Origin of the sequence: Tumebacillus permanentifrigoris (assembly GCF_003148565.1) — a bacterium.
GTDB classification, from domain to species: domain Bacteria; phylum Bacillota; class Bacilli; order Tumebacillales; family Tumebacillaceae; genus Tumebacillus; species Tumebacillus permanentifrigoris.
Genome location: NZ_QGGL01000014.1, coordinates 134,795 through 142,217, shown reverse-complemented (window position 1 = coordinate 142,217; position 7,423 = coordinate 134,795). Strand labels below are relative to the sequence as shown.

General features: G+C 56.9%; 1 protein-coding gene. It reads right to left on the bottom strand.

The window, feature by feature from the left end; translation table 11 throughout:
* Positions 1-127: 127 nt before the first annotated feature.
* Positions 128-7,387 (bottom strand): immunoglobulin-like domain-containing protein, encoded by a 7,260-nt coding sequence (locus C7459_RS16085; RefSeq protein WP_109690312.1) that lies wholly within the window; start codon positions 7,385-7,387, stop codon positions 128-130.
* Positions 7,388-7,423: the final 36 nt, after the last annotated feature.

The following is a 7,423-nucleotide window of genomic DNA, read 5'->3' as shown; positions in this document are numbered from 1 at the left end:
TATGTCTTTCGAATGTTTCCCATAAATGAAAAACCCCCTTCAAATAGATAGTAGGGGGCTTTCTTCCTACTGTCTACTTGAAGGGGATCATATCACGAGAGCCAGATCGCTTTTTGAAGTTGCCGCTTTACGGTTTGACCGGAGTCGATGAGTTGCGCGGGTTCGGGGCGACCACCACGAAATCGGCTGCGTTGTTGTTCGTATCGTACCCGCTGCCGAAGTCGAGGCTGTCCGTCCCGTCGTTGGCACGGCGGATCGCTGCGGTCGTGTTGGTCAGCACAGCAGTAGGTGCCGATCCTTCAAAGACCGTCGCGCTGCCATAGCCTAGGAAGTCGATGACGTCGGTATCGGTGATCCCTGTGATCAGATCGGTATTGCTTACCAACGCGACACGGCCGCTCGTACCTGCGAGGATGATCGTGCCGATGTTATCAGCTTCCGGCAGAAGCGGCGCTGCGTTCGTTCCTGCCGCCATCTGGACGAGGAAGTATCCGTGCGCTTTGATCGTTTTGCTCAGACCAAAGGACGTCCACGTCGTAGTGGTTGCCGAGCCGTATTGCAGGGACAATCCCGCGAGCGAAATGTCGCTGTCGGTCGGGTTGTACAGTTCAATGAAGTCGTTTTTGTACGGAGCGCCAGTGTTACCGCCGCCGCCGTAGACTTGCGAGATCACCAAGTGCGTGGCCACGCTTTTTTGGTCCTTGGTCGTGGTGACTTGGACACCGCTCGAAGCGGCGCTTGCGGTACCGTCGGTAGCGACGACGTAGTAATAGTACGCCGTGCCGGAAACGGCCGTGGTGTCTTCATAGCGTTGGACGCCTTGCTCAACAGTGCCGATCTCAGTCGCTTGGGTCACATCGTCCAAGGTACCGCGCTTGACTTTGTAGCTGACGCCAGCGCCGACCGTGTCCGTCCAAGTCACGACGTTTTTCACGCCGCCGATTCCTACGGTGTTGCTGTCGAGCGAGGTTGCTCCTACAGAGGACGGAGCGCCGAATTCTGGGACAGCTGCAAGGTCAGCCGCCGTGGTCACTTGGACGCCGGAGGCAGCCGTGCTGCCGGAGTCGTTTTTCGCGACTACGAAGTACGTGTAGGTCGTGCCCGGTTCTGCGTCTGCATCGGTGAGCACTTGGCGACCTGCCGGAACATTGCCGAGGCTTACCGCATCCGCAACGGTTCCGGTGGTGCTGCGCAACACTTCATAGGTCATGCCGTATTGCGTATCAGACCAGCGGATCGTGTTCACGACACCGCCGACTGCGTCCGACTTGGTATCAGCCGAAGTCGCCAACACGTTGGTCACAGTTGCCGGCACCGGAATTGCATCGGTGTTGATCGTGTAGGTTTTGACGCTGCCGTCCTTTGCCGTGACGATCATCTTGTTGCCCGTTGCCAGCGCACCGCTGGTGATTTCCGTTGTGCCATCTGCCTTGGTGTACTTCACGCTCGCGCCGACAACCGGGAGCACGGTCGCCTTCACCGTGTTGATGTCAACCCCATACGGGAACCCGCTGACCGTAGCGTTGGCTGCATCGACTTGGTAGACGTCGGTGAACAGGGAGGCATCGTTGGCAGCGAATGTCTTTTTGCTGAAACCAGCATTGGTGACGTCCGTCTCGTTCCAGAAGAACACGCGGTTTTCCGCCGGGATCGTGTACCAGAGGTTCGGATCGACGTATTGTTTGGTGAAGAAGTCACCGACCGGCTTGCTCAGCGGCGTGTTGCCGTCAAGACGAGCACGGAAGACGAACGGCATTTCCAAGAGCGGGTCGGCCGGGTTCCAAATGCCTCGCTTGGCTTGCTTGGCTTCTAGGAGTGCGTTCGCATAGGTCTCGAAGCCATCGAGATTCGGGTAGATCTGATACGTGGCTGCGAAGCCCAAGCGGACTTGCTCCAAGTTCATGTCCTTGCCGTCCTTGAAGACGTGTGCGAGCAGGCGGCCGTATTTGTCGGTCGGTTCAGCCCCGAAGTGCAGTTCGACCGGGGTGTTCGGCGGCAAGAGCATGTCCAGCGAGTGATGCGCTGCATCGCCGTGCGGACCTTGCGACATGTTGTTGTAGACCGTCTCAGGCGTGTCGATCGACAGGAAGCGCACGTTGTCCGCGCCGTAGATCGGGGTTGCCAGCTTGATCGTATCGCCGTCCACACCGCGCAGTACGGTCGATTGTTTGATGACGCCAACGGTGCTCGGTGCCGGATCTTGCGTGGTGGAAGCCGAGATGTCGGCAGCCTTGCGCGGCATCACTTGGTAGGTGTCCGCATACTGGCCGACGATTCCGGTGATGTCATACCAGGTGCCCTCAGTCAGGCTTGCAGCGGTGTTCGTCGCGCCAAGGACGCGCAGGGTGACCGTATTGAAGTCCTTGTCAATTAGAGTCATGTTCCACGCGGTTCCCGTCGAGGTATCCGGCTTGCTGAGCAAGTACCCGTGGACGTTGACCAACTGGCCCTCCAGCGGTTCCGCTGTTGCTGCGGTCGCCAGATCAGCGAGCGTGGTTGCTTTCACAGCCGGGAGCGCGTTGTTGTGCGAGAGGACTTTGATGTCGGTCCCCAAGGTCGGGGCAATCTCGGTCAATTTGTTGTACACGGTCATCTTGCCCGTAATCGCGACCTCGTCGCCTTCCTTGAGATCGATTCCACTTGGGATCGAATTCATGAAGACGTTGACCCCGCCGGTCGCATCCTGCACATAGGTCGAGAGTTTGCCACCGCCAACTGCCGAGTTGTCTGCCGTGATGATCCCGTGAATCGTGGTCACTGTGTTCGCCGCGAGTCCACGAGCATTGGCGATTGCAGTGTAGGTCGGTTGCGCCGGGTCTTTGAAGTTGATCGCAAAGTTGTTCGACGAGACGTTCGCGGTCGCACCGCTGACTTTGGCTTGTGCAACGGTGATGAATGCGTTCGCCACGCTGTCTGCAGCCGCATGAGCAGTTGCTTTTCCACTAAAGGAAACGGTCAATTGCGTGTCACTGGTACGGCTGACGTCGTAGCTCAGGCCTGCCGGGAGGTTGTTGACCGTGACATCTGCCTTGGTCAGATCGGTTGCAAACGTACCGTTGGCAAGCGTCAGAACTTCTGTGCCGCTCACGGTACCATCATTGGCATCCGATTCCGTGAACGTCGGGGTGCCGACATTGAGCGTCGGGTTCGGCGTGCCGTTGTTCGTCTCTTCTGAATAGGTGATCGGGAAACGGACACCCTCTTGGCTGCCGACGGTGATCGTGACGTAGACGGTTCCGCCCGTTTGGCTCAAGTTCAGGCCGGAGACGATCGCGGAGTTGGCACCCGTTGCGACGGTCGTTTTGCCGAGCAGATGGCTATCGGTCGAAGCCGCATCTGCGATGTTGTAGACCGAGATCACTTGACCCGGTTTGAGGTTTTCCACTTTGACAGAGTCGCCCGCGCCTGGCACGTTGGTCGCTGTCATCGTGTTCGAGATCTGGATACGGCCGAGTGCCGGTGCTGGAACTGCACCATTAAACGACTTCACGTAGTCGATCAGCGCTGGCAAGTCTTCCGGTCCTGTCTCCGTGCTCAACGTCGATTTGCCGATGATGGCATACTTGGAGGATGTCGCCGTCGCCATGAAATTGTTCACGGTCAGCGTGTAGGTCGCGTTCGGGTCGATCGGCGTTCCGTCCGACTTGGTCACGTTGGTAACTTTCGCCGTGGTGTAGTCGTAGGTGTAGTTCAACCCTGCCACGCTGTAGTCCGCCCCGTAGCGGACGGAAAGCTGTGCGTTGATGATCTCTGTCAAAGCAGAGCCTTTGATCGAGACTTTGGTCAGGATGTTGTTGAACGGCAGGATGTTGAACAGGTCTTCCCATTTGATCTCGCCTTGCTTGAGGTTGGTGCGGATTCCGCCGCCGTTCATCATCGCGAAGTCGGAATTCATGGAGACGCGCATCGAATCGGCAATCAAATTCCCCAGCGCATTATCCCCGGTAGCGGTATAGCCGCCAAGCATCTCGACAGACGAAGTCCCGACGACAGAGTGCAGAGTCGGGCCTGCTTTGTCGAGGTATTTGTCAATCACACTTTTGACAGCTTGGTTCGGAGCCACATCATGCGTGTTGTAGACCACTTCTGCCTGTTTGCTGACGATGTCTTGGGTAGCCGGGTCGATCTCCAAGTCCACATCCGCAAATGCCTTGCCGTACTCATAGGCTTGAACGAGCAGTTTGTTGTTGACGGTGCCTTTGGCGATCTTGTGGTTGTGCGCCGCGAGGATCACGTCAACATCCGCATCCACGTTTTTGGCCAGATCAGCCGCCGGGCCGGACAACGTAGTCGGGCTGTCTTGGGTCAGGTCCATGTGTGCGAGAACGACCATCGCATGGATGCCTTGTGCTTTCAGTTCAGCAGCCGCCTCGTTGACCGCTTGCGTTTCGTCGGTGAACTCGATGTCTTGGATGCCAGCCGGCATGACCATGCCCGCCGCCGACTTGGTGACGACGCCGATGAAGCCGACTTTGACTCCGCCGATCTCCTTGATGAAGTACGGCGGGAGGATATGTTCGCCATTGGCCTTGTACTTAACGTTGGCGACAACCAGCGGGAAGCCCATGCCTGCATAGTTCGGGTTGTTGGCGCTTGCGCCCCCATTTTTCAGACGCAACAGCTCTTGGGTGCCACGGTCAAACTCATGGTTCCCGACGGTACCGCCGCCAAATCCGATCGTTTGGAGCGTTTCAACCGTTGGCTCGTCGAGGAACAGCGCAGAAACCGGTGACGAACCGCCGGTCGCATCACCGACGTGGACGATGAAGGTGTTGTCCGGATTTTGTGCTTTGTGGTCGTACAGATGCGTCGCCAAGTAGTCCATGCGACCAAGGTCGACCTTCGGACCTGTCGTCGTGGTTACCGACTCTTGGTACGTTTGGTCGATCTTGCCATGCAGGTCATTGATCGAGAGCAACTGGATTTTGACATTGGCGAACTTGATGTCCAGATCGAACGTTTTGGTGACGGTGTAGCCGTTTTTCGTGATCGTTGCCGTCAGCGTCACCTGGTGTGCAGCTGCACCGTATTGCGGACGGGTGACAACGCCATCTGTCGAGACGAGGTTCGAATTGCTCGATGTCCACGAGATCGTGGTGTCGCTTGCACCGCTCGTCGGCAGGACGAGGTTTTGCGACACGCTATTCGCCGTATCGCCAGTTGCGAATTGCAGTTGCAACGCTTGTTGAGCAGCCTCAAGAGCTTGTTGCGTCTCCGTATCTTGCAAAACGGTCACCGTGAAGGTTTTGCTCTCCTGTGCGTCGCCTTTGGAGATTGTTGCGGTCAGCGTGACCGTCTCAGTTGCCACCAAGGAACGCGTGACCGTGCCGTTCTCAGCGATGACATTCGGCTTGTCGCTTGTCCATGTGATCGCGGTGCCTTCCGCGCCTGTGGTCGGCAGGATCAAATTGCTGGTGACGTCGGTCAGCGCGCTGTTGGTGCCGCGCACGACGCTATCGGTCAGCGCGTTTTTGGCGACCGTTACCGCCTCTGCATTGGTTTGGTTCATTTTTTTCACCGTGACCGTGAAGGTCTTGGTGTCAAAAGCGTTGCCTTTGCGAATCGTCGCGGTCAAGGTGACATTCACATCGCCGTTGCTGTAGGGCGGTCGCGTGACCACACCTGCGGGGGTAATCACCGATTCATCGCTGGATGCCCACGTGATGTTCGAGGTGTTCTCGCCTTTGCTTGGCAAGGTCAAGTTGCTGGTGACCGCCGTGAGCGCGAGGTTTTGTCCGAGCAGTTTCGATTCGGTCAGCGCTGCTTTGTCAAAAGCGACTTTCTCCTCGCTCGTGACCACGTGCTCCGGAATCGCGTTGCCGCCTGCATTGGGGTTGGCATTCGGGTTCGGCGTCCCATTGATGTTGCCCACTTGGCTGTTGTGGTTGTTATAGTCACGCACGACATCCTTCGCTTGCTTGCCTTCCGGTAGCATCAGCGAGTCGACTTTGACGTTTTCACCGAGCGCGAGCGAACCGAAGGCATTGGTGACATCAACTTTGTCGATTTTGCCTTTGGTAGACAAGGTGAGCAGGCCGGAGCCATCTGCTTTGAGGTTCGAGATGTTCACTTCTCCGGTGAAGACGGTGTTCTGTGCACCGTTGAATTCAACCGTTCCGATGTTCGCCTTCAGGTCGACGTGTTCCGCCCCACCCTGAACGGTCAGTTTCGGAATCGTCACGGTGCTGTCCGCTTGAATCGAAGCGTTGCTGTTGACGTTGATTTGCTCCAGTTGGGTTTGACCCTTCGGCTCGACGCGCACATCCTGTTTGTTGATGTCGACCGTCTTGAGTACGGAATCTGCAAACACAACGGTGTTGTTGTCCCCACCGTTGACAATCGTCTTACCAGAAATTTGCAAATTCTTGCCATAGAAATCGTTCTGCAACGCGCTGCCGATCTCCAGATCGCCCGTTACTTTGAGGTTTTGAACTGAGATGTAGTCAGCGGCGATCTTGATGTTGCCACCGACGGTCGCGTTTTGCCCGTCGAGCACGAGGTTGTGGCTGAATTCGGCTTCCCCTGTGCCAACTGCTGTTCCTGCGTGGGTCAATTCGAGGTACGTTACCGCTTTGATCGTGCCGTTCTCTGCTTGGAAGCGCACGTTTGCGCCTTGGAGCGCCTCGGCGTTTTTCGCGTTCAGCAAGCCTTGCAAGTTCGTAGCGACTGCGTACTGCGCCTCGTTGATCGTCACGGAGTTGTCGGTGACGGCCGTGAGCACGGCCGGTTTTTGCACAGCGCTAACAAAATTCACAGCTACCATCGCCACTTCTTGGCGTAGTGCATGTTGGGTCGGGTTGAAGTTCGTCCCGTCCCCTTTCATCAGTCCGAGTTCAATGGCCGCTTGGACGTAGTCTTGTGCCCAGTCGCTGACTTGGTTTTTGTCACCGACAGCCAGCATGGCCCCCTTGCCTTGCACATCCGCTTGAGCAGCGCGCGCCAAAACGATCGCCAGCTCTTCGCGGGTGATGGAATCGTCCGGGCGGAATGCACCGTTGCCATCGCCTTGCATCAAACCGGCTTGGGTTACGGCTGCGATGTATCGAGCACCCCAATGTGCCGAGGTGACGTCTTTATAAGAAGAAACAGACGCAACGTCCGTTTGCACCTGTAACAGGTTGGTCAGGATGACCGCCAATTCTTGACGAGTAATCGTATCCAGCGGACGGAAATTCCCGGTCGGATCGCCACTCATCAGCCCCCATGCTTTAGCTTGTACGATCGCATCCTGTGCCCAAACGTCCGCCAGCACCAGATCCTGAATGGACTGAACAGAAGCCGAGTTCCCTATCGAAGTTCCCGTAGCCGCCATGGACGATGTCACCGGACTGAAAGCTGTGGTGAGCACCAACGCCGAGACCAGCAATTGTTTCGTGCTATTTTTCACTGAATTTCCCCCGATTCATTGTGATTCCCTATACTT